Annotated in this window: 13 protein-coding genes; 4 read left to right on the forward strand and 9 right to left on the reverse strand. The window is 68.7% G+C overall.

Features of this window, described 5'->3' with window-relative positions; genetic code table 11:
* Positions 1-173: 173 nt before the first annotated feature.
* The gene (gene rsmI, locus VH571_RS09200; protein ID WP_055963435.1) at positions 174-989 is read right to left on the reverse strand and encodes a 16S rRNA (cytidine(1402)-2'-O)-methyltransferase; all 816 of its coding nucleotides are present in this window, start codon (positions 987-989) and stop codon (positions 174-176) included.
* A 39-nt stretch (positions 990-1028) separates the two neighbouring features.
* Between rsmI and VH571_RS09205 the strand changes: the two genes are divergently transcribed.
* A complete protein-coding gene (locus VH571_RS09205; protein ID WP_423264292.1) occupies positions 1029-2729 on the forward strand; it encodes a dolichyl-phosphate-mannose--protein mannosyltransferase in 1701 nt (566 codons plus the stop codon).
* A gap of 96 nt (positions 2730-2825) precedes the next feature.
* On the opposite strand, the gene VH571_RS09210 is transcribed toward VH571_RS09205, so the two are convergent.
* The 8 genes from VH571_RS09210 to VH571_RS09245 all read right to left on the reverse strand — a co-directional run bounded on the left by VH571_RS09210 (position 2826) and on the right by VH571_RS09245 (position 11840).
* A complete protein-coding gene (locus tag VH571_RS09210) occupies positions 2826-4721 on the reverse strand; it encodes a thioredoxin domain-containing protein (protein ID WP_423264293.1) in 1896 nt (631 codons plus the stop codon).
* A gap of 131 nt (positions 4722-4852) precedes the next feature.
* The gene (locus VH571_RS09215; protein WP_423264295.1) at positions 4853-6001 is read right to left on the reverse strand and encodes a bifunctional 2-methylcitrate synthase/citrate synthase; all 1149 of its coding nucleotides are present in this window, start codon (positions 5999-6001) and stop codon (positions 4853-4855) included.
* A 3-nt stretch (positions 6002-6004) separates the two neighbouring features.
* A complete protein-coding gene (gene prpB, locus VH571_RS09220; protein ID WP_055963448.1) occupies positions 6005-6907 on the reverse strand; it encodes a methylisocitrate lyase in 903 nt (300 codons plus the stop codon).
* On the reverse strand, positions 6907-8442 hold the full coding sequence (locus tag VH571_RS09225) for an MmgE/PrpD family protein (RefSeq protein WP_423264296.1): 1536 nt from the start codon (positions 8440-8442) through the stop codon (positions 6907-6909). Before VH571_RS09225 ends, prpB begins: the two co-directional genes overlap by 1 nt.
* A complete protein-coding gene (locus VH571_RS09230) occupies positions 8439-10010 on the reverse strand; it encodes a long-chain-fatty-acid--CoA ligase (RefSeq protein ID WP_423264299.1) in 1572 nt (523 codons plus the stop codon). The genes VH571_RS09225 and VH571_RS09230 overlap by 4 nt, the downstream gene beginning before the upstream one ends.
* Positions 10011-10153: 143 nt before the next feature.
* Positions 10154-10825, reverse strand: coding sequence for a hypothetical protein (locus VH571_RS09235; protein WP_423264300.1), 672 nt, complete (start codon positions 10823-10825; stop codon positions 10154-10156).
* 32 nt (positions 10826-10857) lie between these two features.
* Positions 10858-11343, reverse strand: coding sequence for a hypothetical protein (locus VH571_RS09240; protein ID WP_123943073.1), 486 nt, complete (start codon positions 11341-11343; stop codon positions 10858-10860).
* Positions 11340-11840, reverse strand: a complete 501-nt coding sequence (locus tag VH571_RS09245) for a hypothetical protein (protein WP_423264301.1) — start codon at positions 11838-11840, stop codon at positions 11340-11342. Before VH571_RS09245 ends, VH571_RS09240 begins: the two co-directional genes overlap by 4 nt.
* A gap of 98 nt (positions 11841-11938) precedes the next feature.
* Here VH571_RS09245 and hrpA point away from each other — a divergent pair, with 98 nt between their 5' ends.
* The 3 genes from hrpA (at position 11939) to VH571_RS09260 (ending at position 18446) form a co-directional block, all read left to right on the forward strand.
* On the forward strand, positions 11939-15757 hold the full coding sequence (gene hrpA, locus VH571_RS09250) for an ATP-dependent RNA helicase HrpA (RefSeq protein WP_423264302.1): 3819 nt from the start codon (positions 11939-11941) through the stop codon (positions 15755-15757).
* Between the two features lie 132 nt (positions 15758-15889).
* Positions 15890-16897, forward strand: a complete 1008-nt coding sequence (locus VH571_RS09255; protein WP_423264303.1) for a LacI family DNA-binding transcriptional regulator — start codon at positions 15890-15892, stop codon at positions 16895-16897.
* 202 nt (positions 16898-17099) lie between these two features.
* Complete coding sequence (locus VH571_RS09260) at positions 17100-18446, forward strand: extracellular solute-binding protein (protein ID WP_055963472.1); 1347 nt, start codon at positions 17100-17102, stop codon at positions 18444-18446.
* Positions 18447-18458 lie beyond the last annotated feature (12 nt).

The raw sequence follows: 18458 nt of genomic DNA on the forward strand, positions 1-18458 counted from the left end.
GAAGAAGGCGTCGCCGGCGGGCATGTCGTCCATCCTAAAGCCGCGCGGCGGTGCGTTTCGGCGTGTGGGAGGGTGTTCCCCGCCGGTCGGCGGGTGTTGTTGAGAGTCGGCGGGCGCTCCCCGCCGGTCGGGGGGGGGGGCAACAACACCCGCCCACTCACCGTCAGCAACAATCAACGAGCGGCGAGCGCCCCCTGGTACAGGTCGCGCTTCGAGAGACCCGTCGCGGCCGACACCTCGGCGGCGGCCTCCTTCAGGCGGTCACCGGCAGCAACGGCCGCGAGCACGAGAGCGACGCCGGCCGAGAGGTCGACGTGACGGGCCGCGGATCCTTCGATCACGATGCAGATCTCACCCCGGACCCCCTCGGCAGCCCAGGCGACGAGCTCGGCCGCGGTGCCCCGCTTGACCTCTTCGTGCAGCTTCGTCAACTCGCGGCAGACGACGACGCGCCGCGACTCGCCGAGCGCCGACGCCACGTCGACGAGCGAGTCGGCCAGGCGGTGCGGAGACTCGAAGAAGACCATCGTGCGGCGCTCGCCCTCGAGTTCGCCGAGCACCCGCAGACGATCGCCCTGCTTGCGCGGAAGGAAACCCTCGAAGGTGAAGCGGTCGGTCGGCAGCCCTGAGACGGCGAGCGCCGTCAGCACGGCCGACGGGCCGGGAAGAGAGGTGACGGTCACTCCGGCGGCGGCCGCCGCTTCGACGAGCGGGAACCCAGGATCCGAGATGGCCGGCATCCCGGCATCGGTCAAGACGAGTACGTCGGCGTTCCGCGCCAGCTCCACGACCTCGGACGCTTTCTCGCGCTCGTTGTGCTCGTGCAGGGCGATGAGCCGCGGGCGGTTCTCGACGCCGAGGGCGCGCATCAGGTGGATGGCCGTGCGGGTGTCTTCCGCCGCGATCACCTCGGTGTTCGAGAGGGCCTCGATCAGGCGCCGGGAGGCGTCGCCGAGGTTGCCGATAGGAGTTGCCGCGAGAACGATCACCCGCCCATTCTCCTTCGTCGGGCCATCTACGATGGCCGAATGACATTTCGGCCGAGCGGCGACTTCGACCAGCTGGTCGGAAACGCGCCCGTCGAAGGCCCCGGCGGCGAATCCCCCCACGGTGCCGAGCCCGACCTGATCGAGCGACCGCGAAAGCCGGTCGCGCATCGCTGGGGGCTCACGCCGATCGACGCCTGGTGGGGTCGCGTACTCTCGACCCCCGCTCGCCAACGCGCCTGGCGCTGGGGCGGCCCGGCACTCGTCACCCTGATCGCCGCGCTGCTGCGCCTCTGGCACCTCGGCCACCCGAACACCCTGGTGTTCGACGAGACCTACTACGTCAAAGACGCCTGGAGTCTGCACAACCTCGGCTACGAGGGCACCTGGCCGGGCGACGTCGACTCCAAGTTCGCGGCCGGGCAGACCGATCTCTTCACGAATTCCGCCGAGTTCATCGCCCATCCGCCCCTCGGCAAGTGGCTGATCTCGCTCGGCATGGCCGTGATGGGGCCGGCGAATCCGGCCGGGTGGCGGTTGAGCACGGCGGTGGCCGGGATCCTTGCCGTCCTCCTCATCACGCTAATCACGCGGTACCTGCTCAAATCCGACGTGCTCGGAGTGCTGGCGGGGTTCTTCTTCGCCATCGACGGTCAGGCGATCGTGATGTCGCGGGTGTCGCTGCTCGACAACTTCGTGATGCTCTTCGCGTTGCTCGCATTCGGGGCCGTTCTGCTCGATCGCGCGCACAGCAAACGACGTCTGGACGCCTGGGTTCGACGAAGGAATGCTCGGGGGCGCGACCTCGCCTGGGGGCCGACGCTGTGGAACAGGCCGTGGCTGATCGCGGCCGGAATGATGCTCGGTGCCGCCTCGGGCGTGAAGTGGAACGGCATCTACTTTCTCGCCATCTTCGCGCTCTACACGGTGGCCGTCGACATGATGGCGAGGCGTCGTGTCGGAGTCGAGCTGTGGGGCACGGGAACGCTCATCACGCAGGGTCCGGCGACGTTCCTGCTGATGGTGCCCGCGGCGGCAGTCACCTACATCGCCACCTGGACGGGCTGGTTCGTCACCCGAGGCGGCTGGAACCGCACCTGGCTCGAAGACGGCAACGGGGCCACCCCGTGGAAGGGCCTGCTCGCCTGGGTGCCCGACGTCGCGCAGAACTTCTGGCATTACCAGGCGAGCATCTACGCGTTCAACGTCGGGCTGTCGACGGCGCACCCCTACCAGGCCAACCCGCTGACCTGGCTGCTGATGCAGAGACCGACGAGCATGTTCTACCTCGGCCTGTCAGAGGGCCAGAACGGCTGCACGGTCGACCGCTGCGGCCAGGCCATCAGCGGCATCGCGAACCCGCTGATCTGGTACGCCGCCGTGCTCGCCTGCGTCTACCTCTGCTACCGGCTGGCGCGCTACCGCGAGTGGCAGTCGGGGGCCATCTTGATCGGCGTCGCCGCCGGCTACCTGCCCTGGATGATGTACCTCAACCGGACGGTGTTCCAGTTCTACACGATCGCGTTCGAGCCCTATCTCGTCATGGGGCTGGTGGCCGCTCTGGGCATCATCCTCGGCAAGCGCACCGACGATCCGCTCCGACGCCTGAGCGGGATCCGCGTCGTGGGGGTGATCGTGATCGTGGCAGTCGTGCTGACGATCTTCTACTACCCGATGTGGACGGCGACCCAGGCGCCGTGGACCTTCATCAACCTGCACTACTGGGTGCCGAGCTGGAAGTAGCCCGCTGGCCCCTGGTCCGCGTGCAAATTCGAAGGAAAAACGCGCCTCGGCGACCGGAAACATGCCGATCCGGGGCCTCCAGCGCGAGTTTCTCCTTCAAATTCGGGCAACGGCGGCGAGCTGCTCCTCGAACTCGGGCACCGAGCCGACCGGCAGCCGGCACACGAAGTCGCGGCAGACGTAGGCCGTCGCGGCAGCTCCAGCACCGGCGGCGAGCACCCGCCCCTCGAACAGCTCGAACCCGGCGGCCGACCACTCTGCCGCCTGAGCTTCTGTCACGACGGCCACGACGGCGCCGGGCCGTCGCACTCGTCGGGCGGAGTCAGCGAGCGAGCCGTCGGATCCTTCGCTCCCGTCGGTCACGACGACGACCTGAACCGCAGGATCCGACAGCGCGACACCGACCGACAGGATCGCCCCGAAGGCGGTCGGGTTCTCGAGCGCCAGGTCGTGCACCGAGCGAACGGCGCGCGCGGCGGCCTCCCGGTATCGGGCATCGGCCGTGAGCTGCGAGAGGGTCAGGGCCGCCGAGGCCATGGCCGACAGGCCCGACGGGTACGCGCCCTCCGACGGGTCGCTCGCGAGCTGGAGCCCCTGCGCGGCGAGCACCGGGTCTCCGCCGCCGGGAGCCGCGAACACGCGTGCACCGCCGGATTCCGGGAGGCACTGCTCGACGAGGTCGCGCGCAGCCGTGGCATACGACACCTCGCCGGTCGCTGTTGCGAGCCGCAGCAGCCCGTCGGCGAGCATGCCGAAGTCTTCGAGGGTCGCGACGGCGTCGGAGGCACCCCGCTCGGACGTCGCCCGCAGCAGGACGCCGTCGGTCGACACCGAAGACCCGAGGATCCGATCCGCCGCCGCTCGTGCCGCCGCGATCAAGTCGGCTCGCCCCTGCCGCACCCCGGCCTCTGCCAGCGCGCCGATTGCGAGGCCGTTCCACCCCGTCAGCACCTTCTCGTCGACCTTCGGCGGTGTCGCCGCGGCCCGGCCGTCGGCGTCCAGCGCGTAGTAGCCGCCCTCGCCGAGGTCGCTCTCGCTGTCTTGGGCCGACCCGAAACCACCGCCCGGCCGCTGCAGCGTCGTCAGCAGGAACTCGGCGATGCCCGCGGCCACGTCGGACGATCCGACGCGGGAGTAGGCGTCGAGCAGCACGGCGTTGTCGTAGAGCATGCGCTCGTAGTGCGGCTCGTGCCAGTCACGCCGGACGGAGTAGCGGAAGAAGCCGCCCTCCACCGGGTCGCGGAGAGGCGACGCGGCCATGGCGTCGAGGGTGCGTCCGACCAGCGCTCGCGCGGCCGGTGCGGCCGGCGACGAACTCGTCGCTACGTCGACGAGCAGGCGCTGGACCGGCGCGATCGGAAACTTGGGGGCGCGACCGAAACCACCGAACTCGTCGTCTTCGAACGACGCGAGTCGGGCGACGATCGCCTGGATCTCGTCTGCCGTGACGTCGGATCCTGCGTTGTCGCCCGTGCCTGCGCCTGTGGTCGTCGACGCTGCGGCGAGCGCCGCGGCGATCTCACCGGCGTTCTGCTCCACCTCGTCGCGGCGGTCGGTCCAGGCCTCCGATACGGCATCGAGCACCTGACGGAACGACGGCGTGCCCTGCACCGGAACCGGCGGATAGTAGGTGCCCGCGAAGAACGCGCGGCCCTCGGGGGTGACGAAGACGGTCAGCGGCCAGCCGAGGTTGCCGGTGAAGGCGCCCGCCGCCGCGAGATAGCTGGCGTCGACATCGGGGTGTTCCTCGCGGTCGACCTTGATGGCGACGAAGCGCTCATTGAGGCGCGCGGCCAACTCGGGGTCGGAGAAGCTCTCGCGGGCCATGACGTGGCACCAGTGGCAGGTCGAATAGCCGATCGACACCATCACGGGAAGTCCGCGGCGGGCGGCCTCCTCGAACGGGGCGGCTCCCCACGCGTGCCACGCGACGGGGTTGTCGGCGTGGCTGCGGAGGTACGGGCTGATGGCGTCGCGGAGCTCGTTGGGCACGGGGCCACGCTACGCCGCCGGCCTGGCACCGGCTTTGGCCTCACCTACGCCGAGCCATTGCGACACCACCTTTCGGCCCCACCACCGCCGATGGGCGGCACCCTTCCCGAAACCCGGTGTCGCGCCCTGCCTCACGACGAGGGAACGTCGCGATACCCCTCCCCCACGTACTCGCTCAGCGGCCGGATGAGCGCGTTCGCACCGCGCTGTTCGACGACGTGCGCCGTCCAGCCGGCGACCCGCGCCGCGACGAACAGCGGCGTGAACACCTCGGCGTCGAACCCGAGCAGGTGGTAGGCGACGCCCGACGGGTAGTCGACGTTCGGCTTGAGGCCCTTCCGGTCAAGCACGCCCTGCTGAAGGGCGTCGTAGAGGTCGCGCAGCCGCTCGTTCTCCTGCCCGGGGCGCTCGTCGAGAAGCCGCCCGAGAGCAACCTCCATCGTCGGCACGCGACTGTCGCCGTTCTTGTAGACGCGGTGCCCGAACCCCATCAGGGTGCGCTTCTCGGCGAGGGCCGCATCGAGCCAGGCGTCGACCCGGTCGGGGTCGTGGATCTCTTCGAGCAGAGCCAGTGCTGCCTCATTTGCACCTCCGTGGAGCGGGCCCCTGAGCGCGCCGATCGCGCCGACGAGGGCCGAGTGCAGATCGGAAAGAGTCGAGGCGATCACGCGAGCCGTGAACGTCGACGCGTTGAACGAGTGCTCGGCGTAGAGGGTCATCGACACGTCGAACGCCTCGACGTCGCGCTTGTCGGGCTCTTCGCCGAAGACGAGCCAGAGGAAGTTCGCCGAATACCCGAGGTCGTCGCGGGAGTCCAAAGGATCCTGCCCTCGTCGTCGACGCTGGTCGTACGCGATCAAGGCCGGGATCTGCGCGAAGACCCGAAGAGCCCTCTCGTAGGTCTCGTCGGGCGACGGCTTCGCCGGTTCAGGATCCAGGGTGCCGAGTGCACTCACGGCCGTCCGCAAGACATCCATCGGGTGCGTGGACTTCGGCAGCGAATCGATCAGCGAGCGGAGGGTCGGCTCGAGCGCCCGGGCACCGCGCTCGGCAGAGCGGAACGCCTCCTTCTCGGAAGCGGTCGGAAGCTCACCGCGCCAGAGCAGCCACACGACGTCTTCGAACGGCACGGCACCGGCGAGCTGCTGCACCGGATACCCGCGATAGAGAAGGGAGTTCGAGGCGGCGTCGACTTTGGAGACGCGGGTCTCGTCGACGACCACGCCGTTCAGGCCCTTGTGGATTTCAGGTGCGGTGTCGGTCGATGCGGATGTCGTCATCGGTCACTCCTTCGTGAGGTCGAACGTGTAGATCGAGTCGTCGAACTGCGAGTAGCCCTCGTAGTCGATCAGGTCGTACAGGTCTCGGCGGTGCTGCATCCGGTCGAGGAGCGCCGCCTGCGTGCCGGCGGCGGCGATCTCGTCGAGACCGCGCTCGGCCTCGCCCATGGCCAGGCGCAACAGCGTGACCGGGTAGATCACGATCTTCACCCCCGCGCTCGCGAGCTCGTCGGCCGTGTGCAGCTCGCCCTTGCCGAACTCGGTCATGTTGGCGAGGATCGGCACGTCAAGAGCATCGGCCATCGCCTCGAACTCACGGAGCCCCTCGAGCGCTTCGGGGAACACCGCGTCGGCGCCCGCGTCGACGAGGGCCTTCGCCCGATCCACGGCCGCCGCGAGACCGTCGACGGCGCGCACATCGGTTCGGGCCATCACCAGGAAGTTCGGGTCGCGACGACCGTCGACCGCGGCGCGGATCCGCTTGACCGCCGTCTCGGCGTCGACGACGCTCTTGCCGTCGAGGTGCCCGCAGCGCTTCGGATTCACCTGGTCTTCGATGTGCAGGCCGGCGAGCCCGGCGTCTTCGAGCGTCTGGACTGTGCGCGCGACGTTCATCGGCTCGCCGAAGCCGGTGTCGGCGTCGACGATCGACGGCAGGTCGGTCATGCGGGCGATCTGCCCGGCCCGGGTGGCGACCTCGGTCAGGGTCGTCAGGCCGATGTCGGGCAGGCCGAGGTCGGCACTGATCACGGCACCCGAGATGTAGACGCCCTCGAAGCCCTTGCGTTCGATCAACCGAGCGCTCAGCGGGTTGAAGGCACCCGGCAGCCGCACCAGACCCGGGCCGTCGAGTGCCCGCCGCAGGGCGACGCGTTTGTCGGCAGCCGAGACCGAGGAGTACAGCACTACAGCAACCCCTCGCGCACGGTGAGCCCCTTGAAGTAGGCCGAATCGGGCATCACGGTCAGCCCGCCGAGCTCGTCGGCGGTCAGCTCAGGAAGACGCTCGGCCAGGTCGATGAAGGCGTCGATCGACGACGAATCGAGGATCCCACTGGCCAGGGTCCGGAACTTCGCCACGTAGTCCGCTCGCTGGAACGGCCGTGCTCCCAGGGGATGCGCATCGGCCACCGCGATCTCCTCCACGAGGGTGCCTCCGTCGGTGAACGTGACCTCGATGCGTCCGCCGAATGCCTGCTCGGCCGGGTCGAGCGAGTGGTAGCGGCGAGTCCACTCGGGGTCTTCGACCGTCGTGATGGAGCGCCAGAGAGCAACCGTGTCGGCGCGGGCGGCCCGCTCCGGGGCGTAGGAGCGCTCGTGGTGCCACTCGCCGTCCTGCAGCGCCACGGCGACGATGTAGGGGATGGAGTGGTCGAGGGTCTCGCGGCTAGCGGTGGGGTCGTACTTCTGCGGGTCGTTCGCACCGGAACCGATGACGCGGTGGGTGTGATGGCTCGTGTGCAGCACGATGCTCGCCACGCGCGCGGGATCGCGGAGTTCCGGGTGCTCGCGGCCGAGTCGGCGGGCAAGGTCGATCCAGGCCTGCGCCTGATACTCGGCCGAGTGCTCTTTCGTGAAAGTGTCGAGGATGGCGCGCTTCTGCTCGCCCGCGGCCGGCAACGGCACCGAGTAACCCGCCTCGACGCCGTCGAGAAGGGTCGCGATCACGCCGTCTTCGCCCTCGTAGATCGGTGACGGGCTCGTCTGGCCGCGCATCGCGCGGTCGATCGCCTCGATCGCCTGCTTCCCGGCGAAGGCCGGCGCATAGGCCTTCCAGGTGGAGATGAGGCCCTTGCGCGACTGCCGCGTCGCGGTGGTCGTATGGAGGGCCTGGCCGATCGCCTGGTAGATCGTCTCGGCATCGAGGCCGAGGAGCGTGCCGAGGCCCGCTGCAGCGCTCGGGCCGAGGTGCGCGACGTGGTCGATCGTGTGGCGGTGCAGGCTGATCGCCCGAGCGAGGTCGACCTGGATCTCGTACGCGGTCGCGATGCCACGCACCACGTCGGATCCTGAACGGCCCGCGTGCTGCGCGACAGCCAGCAGCGGCGGGATGTTGTCGCCCGGGTGCGAATATTCGGCGCTGAGGAAGGTGTCGTGGAAGTCGAGCTCGCGGACGGCGACGCCGTTGGCCCAGGCGGCCCATTCCGGGGCGAAGCGGAGGGTCGGGTCGGTGCCGAATACGGTTGCTCCCCGGCGCTTGGGGTCTGTCGCGGGGCTGATCGGATGTGCCCCGGCCTGGGCGCGCGCCGCAACCACCGACGCGCGACGAAGCGACGCGGTCGCTACCGCCGCGTTATCGATGACGCGGTTGATGATCATCTCGGTGACGTCGTCGGCGACGGGCACCGGGTCGACGGCCAGCTCGGCGAGCTGCCAGGCGAGCTCCTGCTCTTTGGGGAACCCCTCGTCGCTTCGGTGGACGCGGACCTCGACGTCTCTCACGCGTGAGCCGGGGCGAATCGCTGGACGAGCTCGCGCTTGAGGACCTTGCCGCTCGGACCGAGGGGCAGGGCGTCGAGCACGTGCACGACGCGGGGGTACTTGTAGGCCGCGATCTCTTCGGCGACGAAGGCAATGAGGTCGTCCGGGGTCGTCGTGCTTTCGGGCGCCAGGACAACGGCCGCCTCGATCTCTTGACCGTGGGTCTCGTGAGGCACACCGAACACGGCGGCCATGCGCACGTCGGGGTGGCTGGCGAGGACTTCTTCTACCTGCCGGGGATACACGTTGTAGCCGTTGCGGATGATCATGTCTTTCGTTCGGTCGACGATGGTGAAGTAGCCGTCGTCGTCTTTGGTAGCGAGGTCGCCCGTGCGGAACCAGCCGTCGACGATCGCCTTCTCGGTGTCGTCAGGGCGGTTGAGGTAGCCGTTCATGATGTTGTGGCCGCGCACGACGATCTCGCCGATCGAGCCGTTCGGCATGAGCACGATGCTGTCGGAGACGCTGGGGTCGGCGACCTCGACGTCGACTCCCCAGATGGCCGTGCCGATCGTTCCGGGACGCGGCGTGCGGCCGACGTGGTTGAAGGTCGCGACCGGCGACGTCTCGGTGAGGCCGTAGCCCTCGTGGATCTCGGCCCCGAAGATCTCGCGGAACCGATCGATGATCGCGACGGGAAGCGCGGCACCCCCGGAGATCGCGTATTTGAGACTCGGCCGCGACTCGGTGCGGGTCGCCGCGTCGAGCAGAGCCATGTACATCGTGGGGACGCCCATGAAGATGTCGCAGTGCTGCTCGACCATCACCCGGAGGGCCGTGTCGCCGTCGAACTTCGGCACCATCACCATGGTGGCGCCCGCCCGGAAGGCGACGTTCATGGTGCAGGTCTGGCCGAACGTGTGGAACAGCGGAAGCGCACCGAGAAGGCGATCGCCAGCTTCGATCTTGAACGTGGAGAGAAGCAGAGCGTTGGTCTGCTCGAGGAGGCTGAAGTGCGACCCCTCGGCGCCCTTGGGCTGACCCGTGGTGCCGCTCGTGTACAGGATCGTCGCGGTGTCGAACGGATCGCGGGGCACATACGTGTCGATCGGCTCGGCCGCCTCGGCGAGCGCCTCGAGGCGATCGAAGCCGGTGACGAGATCGGGCGGTGCCAGAACGGTGACCACGTCGACGCCGGCGAGACCGGCGCCGGCCGCCCCTTCGCCGAGGAGTGGTGCGGCGCAGACCAGCATGGCCGATCCGCTGTCGTGGAGGACGTATTCGATCTCGTGCTGCTTGAGCAGAGCGTGGATCGGAACGGCCACTGCCCCGAGCGAGAGAATCGCGTAGTAGACGCGGGGGAAGTCGGTCGCGTTCGGCACGAGCATGGCGACGCGGCTGCCCTCGGTGACGCCCTTGGCCCGGAGAGCGCCGGCGTAGGCGCGGGTCTCGGCCCACAGCTCGGAGTAGGTCGTCTCGGTCGGGCCGACGACGACGGCGACCGCATCGGCGTGGCGATCGGCCGACTCTTTGAGGATGGAAGCGACCGACGCGGTGGCACGAGAGGGGGAGGTGCGGGAACTACTCATTGGAGCTCCAATTTCGTCTTCGTTGACGACTCGGGTTCGAGCGGTGATCACAGCATACGGATCGCTCCTGATCGTCGCGAGCGCCTCATTCGAAATCCCAGATCGCCTCCTGCCAGTCGCTCCATTCCGATCGACCGCACTGCTCAGGGGGTCGAGTCGACGTAGCGGCGGTAGGCCCGCGTCACAGCAGCCACAGCGGCGTCGACCCGAGGCTGAAGCCACGGCCAGGCGAACCAGACGCCCACTGCACAGGTCAGGAGCGCGAAGAGCCGCGAGACCCAGAACAGACCGTCGGCCGCGATCTGCACGTCTCTCGGGGCGAGAGCGGCGAGGGCGACGTACGGAAGCACGGAGGAGACGACCGCAACGAGAGCGAGCGCGACCAGGCCGTTCCGAGCGCGGGCAGACGCGTCGGGAGCTCGACCAACCAGGATCGCGCCAGCGACGAGAAGAACCAGCGCCGCAAGCTCGACCACCAGGAAGGCCCATGAAAACGCCTGAAAGGCCGGCGACTCGAACGTCTCGGAGGGCACGCTGCCGAAGCTCGATGCGATGCCTGTCGCGAGCGAGAGCGAAGCCGCTCCCACCAGTAGCAGCCGCACCGCCCTGCCGGAGCCGAAGACGCCCGCCCTCCCGGGGAGCCCCAGGGCAAGCACCGCAAGCCCGACCGACCAGGCCAGCGCCCCGAGAAGGAAGGCACCTGAGACTCGACCTGCCCCCACCGACGCGACGCCTGCCAGGAACACCGCCCCGCCGCCGACGAGGGCCACGACCGGTTCCGCTTTCAGCTCCACTGCCTCCATGCGCGCCAGCATGGCATAAATATCGCGTATCGGCGACCCCCGGCCTACCCCGCCCTCTTCTGCAACTTCAGGAGCGCGAAGGGCTCCCCCAGCGTCTGACTCTGCATCAGGTCGTCTAGACGACGACCGTCTTCCGACCGGATGAACCGCCTTGCGCTCTTCTTTCGTACCGGGTCGGCACTCCGGGCGTCCCATGCGCTGTCGAGAGCGCACTCCAGCAGGTCGGCCTGGGCATGGTCGCCCGCCAGGCGCAGCCCGACCAGATGCCGACGAGCTGCGGCGAGTTCGTCTCGGAAGCGAGCCTCGTCGAGACCTCGGTAGCCGCCCGAGCGTTCGCGCGTCACGAAGTCGTTGCGCACGAGATTCTCGAGCACCTCCCGTGCGTGCGAGGTCGGGATGCCGAGCCGGCCGGCCGTCCGCTGCGTGAGGTCTTTCTCGCTCGTCACGCCGGTGAGGAGCAGGTCGAGCAGGTGCAAGACGGCGGGGCTGAGCAGGAGGATCAGGGCCCGGCGGTCGGGCGACATCATCACGCGCGCGCCCCCTCGGCTGCTCCGACGGCCGAGACGTGCCCGAGACTCCGGGCCTCGAGCCTCGCGGCGTGCCGACGACCTGCCGCCGACGCGCGAAACTGCGCCGCGCTGAGCCGTTTCGCCGGATCGGCGCTGCGGGTGTTCCAGGCGGCGTCCAGCGCCACGAGGATGTCGTCGACCTGGCGCCCCTCTCCCTTGGATCGCAGCCATTCCAGCTGATCCATCGCCTTCTCGAAATGCGCGGCGAAGTCGTCGAGCCCGAGATCGGCGATCTCGGTGAGACCGGCCCGCCCGATGTACCCGACGCCGATCAACCCGTCGAGCACCGCGGCGGCGTGCTCGACCGTGACGCCGATGCGCTCGGCGGCCCGCGCGGCTATCTCGGACTCGGAGGTGAGGCCCTCGTGCACGAGGTCGAGACAGTAGACGCAGACGGGATCGGTGAAGACGATGAGGGCTTGGACGCCCTCTGAACTGGAGTCGAACGAAGAAGTCATGCGACGAGGATGGCAACCCGGGCGACTCCCCCGCTGGCCCCGACCACCACCCTGTGGATAACTCCTCACCGACCCGCGCGCGGTAAGCTGGAGGGCTCATGATTCCTGCCATCACCTTCCCCCCGGAGCTGCCGATCTCGCAGCGTCGCGACGACATCGCGGCTGCCATTCGAGACAACCAGGTCGTCATCGTGGCGGGTGCGACAGGCTCGGGCAAGACCACCCAGCTGCCCAAGATCTGCCTCGACCTCGGTCGCGAGATGATCGGCCACACGCAGCCGCGCCGTATCGCCGCCCGCACGGTCGCGGAGCGCATCGCCGACGAGCTCGGCAGCGAGATGGGCGCCCTCGTCGGCTACCAGGTCCGGTTCACCGACCATGTCAGCGACGCGACCCGCATCAAGCTGATGACCGACGGGATCCTTCTCAACGAGATCCACTTCGACCGTGACCTCACCAAGTACGACACGATCATCATCGACGAGGCCCACGAGCGCAGCCTCACGATCGACTTCCTGATCGGCTATCTCAAGCAGCTCCTGCCCCGCCGCCCCGATCTCAAGCTGATCATCACCAGCGCGACGATCGACCCGGAGTCGTTCTCGAAGCACTTCGACGGCGCCCCCATCATCGAGGTCTCCGGCCGCACCTATCCGGTCGAGGTGCGCTACCGGCCGTTGGTCGCCGATGAGGTCAGTGCTGACGGAGAAACCGAAGGATCCAGCACCGACCCCGATGACCTCGACGCCCGGGGCGACCGACCGGCCCGAGCCGACGACCGCGACTACCTCCAAGGCATCAACGACGGCCTCGACGAGCTGGCCCGCGAGAGCTCCGGCGACGTGCTCGTCTTCCTCTCGGGCGAGAACGAGATCCGCGACGCCGAGGAGTCGATCCGCGGCCGCAACCTGCCCTTCACCGAGGTGCTTCCCCTCTACGGCCGGCTGAGCGCCGCCGACCAGCACCGCGTCTTCGAAACCAGTCGCACCCCGGGAACGCGTCGGCGCATTGTCCTCGCCACCAACGTCGCCGAGACGAGCCTCACCGTGCCCGGCATCCGCTACGTCATCGACGCCGGCACCGCGCGCATCAGCCGGTACTCGACCCGGGCCAAGGTGCAGCGCCTGCCCATCGAGGCGATCTCGCAGGCGAGCGCCAACCAGCGATCCGGCCGCTCCGGCCGCACGAGCGACGGCATCGCGATCCGCCTCTACTCCGAGCAGGATTTCGAGAAGCGACCGGAGTTCACCGAGCCCGAGATCCTGCGCACCAACCTGGCTGCGGTCATCCTCCAGATGATCTCGCTCGGCCTCGGCGCGATCGAGAAGTTCCCCTTCTTGCAGCCGCCCGACTCGCGCGGCATCAAAGACGGTGTCGACCTGCTGCGCGAACTGCGCGCCGTCGAGTCGCGGGGTGCGACCGACGAGCCGCGGATCACCCGGCTCGGCCACCAGATCACGCGCCTGCCGATCGACCCCCGTCTCGCGCGCATGGTGCTCGAGTCGAAGCAGCACGGCACCACCCGCGAGGTCATGGCCATCGTCGCAGGGCTCAGCATCCAAGATCCGCGCGAGCGTCCGCTCGAACGCCGCGCCCAGGCCGACCAGCAGCACGCGCGGTTCACCGATCCGTCGGGCGACTTTCTCAGCCTGCTCAACCTCTGGAACTACCTCGAGGAGCAGCAGAAAGACCTCGGCTCGAGTGCGTTCCGCCGCCTGTGCAGGGCCGAATACCTCAACTACCTCCGCATCCGCGAGTGGCAAGACGTCTACCGCCAGCTCGTGCGCGCTTCGAAAAACCTCGGGCTCCACGTCGGCGAGCCGAGCGCCAACCCCGACGGCGTGCACAAGTCGCTCTTGGCCGGGCTCCTCAGCCAGATCGGCCTGAAAGACCTGCAGAAGAAGGACTACGTCGGTGCGCGCCAGTCGCGCTTCGTCATCTTCCCCGGATCGGCTCTCGCAAAGAAGCAGCCGAACGCGATCATGGCCGCCGAGCTCGTCGAGACCTCACGCCTGTTCGCCCGGGTCGCCGGCTCGATCGATCCCGCGTGGGCCGCCCCGATCGCGGGCGACCTGGTCAAGCGGAGCCACTCCGAACCGCACTGGGAGAAGAAGCAGGGCGCGGTCGTCGCCTTCGAGCGGGTCACGCTCTACGGGGTGCCGATCATCCCGCGCCAGCGAGTCCAGTTCAGCCGCATCGACCCCGTGTATGCCCGCGAGCTCTTCATCCGGCACGCCCTCGTCGAGGGCGACTGGGAGTCGCACCAGAACTTCCAAGACGCCAACGACCGCCTGATCGACGAGCTGACCGAGCTGGAGGAGCGCACCCGCCGCCGCGACATCCTGGTCGACGGCGACGCCGCGTTCGAGTTCTACCACCGCCGTATCCCCGCCGATGTCGTCTCGACGCGCTCGTTCGAGGGCTGGTGGCGCAAGGCCCGTGCCGAGACCCCCGACCTCCTCACCATGCACGCCGACGACCTCCTCGGCGACGACGAGCCCGAGGTCGACGAAAAGGCCTACCCGACCACGTGGCGGCAGGGCGACCAGGCGCTGACCCTCCGCTACCGCTTCGAGCCGGGCTCGCACGACGACGGCGTGACCGTGCTCGTGCCGCTACCCCTGCTGGCATCGCTCAAACCGGTCGGCTTCGACTGGCAGGTGCCGGCGTTCCGCGACGAGCTCGTGACCGCACTCATCAAGTCGCTGCCGAAGCAGCTGCGCAAGAGCGTGGTTCCTGCAGGCGACTGGGCTGCGAAGATCACCGCGGAACTGCCTGACGAACCGCAGGATCCGCAGGTCCCGTTCACAGCCACCGTCGCGGGCGTGATCAAGCGACTTACCTACGCCCCCGTAGCTGAGACCGACTTCGATGTGTCGCGCGTGCCCGCTCACCTGCGCATGACGTTCGCGGTGGTCGACGAGAAGGGGCGTGTGGTCGGGATCGACAAAGAGCTCGGCGCGCTGCAGCGCTCCCTCGCCGCCGACACGCGCCGCAGTGTGGCCCGGGCGACCGAGACCGCTCCCGCCTCTCGGGTGACGATCCAGCGCGACGGCATCACGAAGTGGGATTTCGACGACCTTCCCGCCTTCGTCGACACCAAGCACGGCGACACGACGATCCGCGCCTACCCGGCGCTCGTCGATGATGGCGCGTCGGTGTCGATCCAGCTCATGGCCACGGCCGCCGACCAGGCTCTGGCCACCCCGCGCGGAGTCCGGCGGCTGCTCATGCTCGGCACCCCGTCTCCGATCGCCTATGTGCAGCAGCACCTGACGAGCGCTGAGAAGCTCATCCTCGCGACCAGCCCGTACCAGAACACCGCCGCGCTTTTCGCGGACTGCCTGACGGCGGTCGTCGACGACGTGCTGTACCGGGTGAAGCCCGACGGCATCATCTTCACGAAGAAGGAGTTCGAGACCGTGCGCGACCGGGTGTCGGGAGCCGTGATGGATCAGATGTTCCAGACCGTGTCGCTCGTCGCCCGCACGCTGACGGCCGCTCGCGACGCCGACAAGGCGCTGAAGCAGGCGACAAACATGGCGCTCCTGCCGGCGCTGACCGACGCGCGCGAGCAGCGGTCGCGCCTGCTCTACCCCGGCTTTGTGTCGGCCACCGGTATCGCGCAGCTGCAGCGCGTGCCGGTCTACCTCGTCGGCATCCAGCGCCGCGTGACGAAACTGCTCGAGAACCCCGCGCGCGACCGCGCCTGGATGGTCGAGGTGCAGCAGGCGCAGCAGCGGTACGTCGATGCGGGTGGGGCTTTCCCGCCCGCGGCCTCTGCACCGGCGCCACTCGTGCGGGCGCGCTGGATGATCGAGGAGTTCCGGCTGTCGCTTTTCGCGCAAGACCTGCGACCGGCCGAGTCGGTGTCGTTGCAGCGGATCCAGAAGGTGCTCGCGACGGCGTCGGCCTGACCCTGCCCTGCCGAATTTGAAGGAGATCCGGCCCCGGCGAGACCGATTCATGCCGATCGGCGGGGTGCCAGCCCGGGTTTCTCCTTCGAATTCGGAACGCGCCCGCCCGCACCGCCCCGCTAGCCTGGCCGAATGCGCGCAACCGTTCGAGACGTGGCGACCCGGGCCGGGGTCAGCCCGAAGACCGTCTCCAACGTGGTCAATGGCGTCGTGTTCGTCCGGCCCGAGACGCGCGAGCGCGTCGAGGCCGCCGTCAAAGAGCTCCAGTACGTGCCGAACCTCAGCGCACGCGGCCTCCGCAACGGGCGCACCGGCGCGATCGCCCTCGCGTTCCCCGACCTCGGCACCATGTACACCGCCGAAATGCTGCACTGGTTCGTCGAGGTAGCCCACGAGTTGGGCTGGGCCGTGCAGCTCGAAGAGACCGGTCGGCGCCCTGAGCGCGAGCGCGAGCTGCTGTCGCGGGGCCGGGAGCACCTCGTCGACGGCCTCGTGCTCAACCCGGTCACCCTGGAGGCCAGCGCCATCGTGGGTGCCGACTCGCTCCCGCCGGTGGTGGTGATCGGCGAGGTCGAACAGACCCTCGTCGACCAGGTGTCGGTCGACTCGATCTCCGCCGCGCGTGACATGACCGCGTACCTGCTGAGCCTGGGGCACCGCCGCATCGCTGCGGTGGGAGCCGTGGGGCCGGCGTTCAACAGCGCCTCTAATCGACAGCGAACCGAGGGCTACCGGCAGGCGATCGCAGCAGCCGGGCTTCCGTCGGATCCTGCGCTCGAGCTCTCGGGCGAGTGGTCGCCCGAGTCGGGCCGTCACATGGTGCTCGAGGCGCTCGACCGGGGGCTCGACGTCGACGCCTTCTTCTGCTTCACCGACTCGATGGCCCTCGGGGCGCTGTCAGCGCTGGCTACCCGTGGCATCAGCGTGCCGGGCGACGTCTCGGTGGCGGGCTTCGACGACATCGCTGACTCGCGGTTCTCGACGCCGCCGCTGACCACCGTCACGTTCGACAAACGGGCCTTCGCCGACCAGACGCTGAGCCTGCTCGCCGCTCGGGTGTCGGATCGGACCCTGGCGCCGCGTTACGTCGCGATCCCGCACGACATCGTGTCACGGGCGTCGACCCGCACGCGGCACTGAAACCGCCCGTGGGCCGTTCGCAGGCTGCATGAGAACCGCCCGCGGGCTGTTCTCATGTAGCCCGCGAGCGACGATTCGCGTAGAGCACTTGACGCAGGGTTACAACGATGTAATAGTCGTCACCAGCGCAGCGCGGCGCAGTCGACACTCCCCCGACGGCGGCACCGCAGAGCACCAGTTGCCCACCGACAAGGAGGTCGAAATGGCACCCCGTCCATCGTCCACGTTCACCCGGCGCAGTCTGCTCACCGCGGGTCTCGCAACGGCCGGAGCGGTGGCCCTCGCCGGCTGCTCCAGCACCCCGCTCGGCGCGGGCCTCTTCGGCTCGCCACTCAACCCCGAGCAGCTCATCTTCTGGAACCTCTTCGGCGGCGGAGACGGCAGCCGCATGCAGACCATGGAGGCCGGCTACCGCAAGGCCAACGGCGGCACCAAGTCGCTGCAGGCCACGGTCTTCGCCTGGGGCAACCCGTACTACTCGAAACTGACCCTCGCCACGGTCGGCAACAAGCCGCCGGACGTCGCGGTCGCCCACCTCACCCGCGCGAAGCCGCTCTACGACGGCGACATCCTCGAGCCCATCACCGACGCCGACCTCGCCTCCGTCGGGCTCTCGGCCGACTCGTTCAACGCCAAGTCGTGGGACGCCCAGAAGACCGACGGCAAGAACATCGCGATCCCCCTCGACACCCACCCGCTGGTGATGTTCTACAACAGCGACGTGATGAAGAAGGCGGGCCTCCTCGACAGCGACGGCAAGCTGAAAGACCTCACCGGGCTCGACACCTTCGAGGCAGCTCTCGCGGCCATCAGCAAGGTGACCGGTGGCACGGCGATCACGGTCGCCAACGTCAGCGAGACCGCGACGCCGTGGCGCGTGTTCCAGACGCTGTACTGGCAGATCACCGGGGCCACCCCCTTCCTCTCCGACAACGGCTCCAAGATCACGGTCAACGACGACGCCTACGCGAAGGTCATGGAGCGGATCGCTTCCTGGGTCAAGAAGGGGTGGCTCAACAAGGGCCTCGACTACGCCGGTGCTCAGACTGCGATGTTCACGGGCAAGTCCGGTTTCTTCCTCCAGGGAGAGTGGGAGATCACAACGGCGCAGTCGATCAAGGGCCTCAAGTTCGGCATGGTTCCCGTGCCGACCCTGTTCGACAAGCCGGCCGCGCAGGCCGACTCGCACACGTTCGTGCTCCCCCGCAAAGACCGCACGCCGGCCCAGCGCAAGCAGGCGATGGTGTTCATCAAGTCGATGCTCGACCAGAGCCAGACCTGGGCGATGGGCGGTCACGTTCCCGCCTACCTGCCGACCCTCGACAGTTCGGCGTACAAGACCCTCGAACCCCAGGCCGACTACTCGAAGGCGGCTGAAGACGCTGTCTACGACGACCCCGCCTGGTACGGAGGATCCGGCTCGACGTTCGAAGTGACAGTCGGTGCTCAGCTGGCTCTCGTCCAGCAGCTCTCGAGCTCGCCGCAGGCCGCACTGTCGGCCATCAAGGGCCAGCTCAAGGTCTACACCAACACCCCCAGCCCGCTGTGAATCCCCGCACCC

It is taken from the genome of Frondihabitans sp. 4ASC-45 (assembly GCF_049472575.1).
Lineage (GTDB): Bacteria > Actinomycetota > Actinomycetes > Actinomycetales > Microbacteriaceae > Frondihabitans.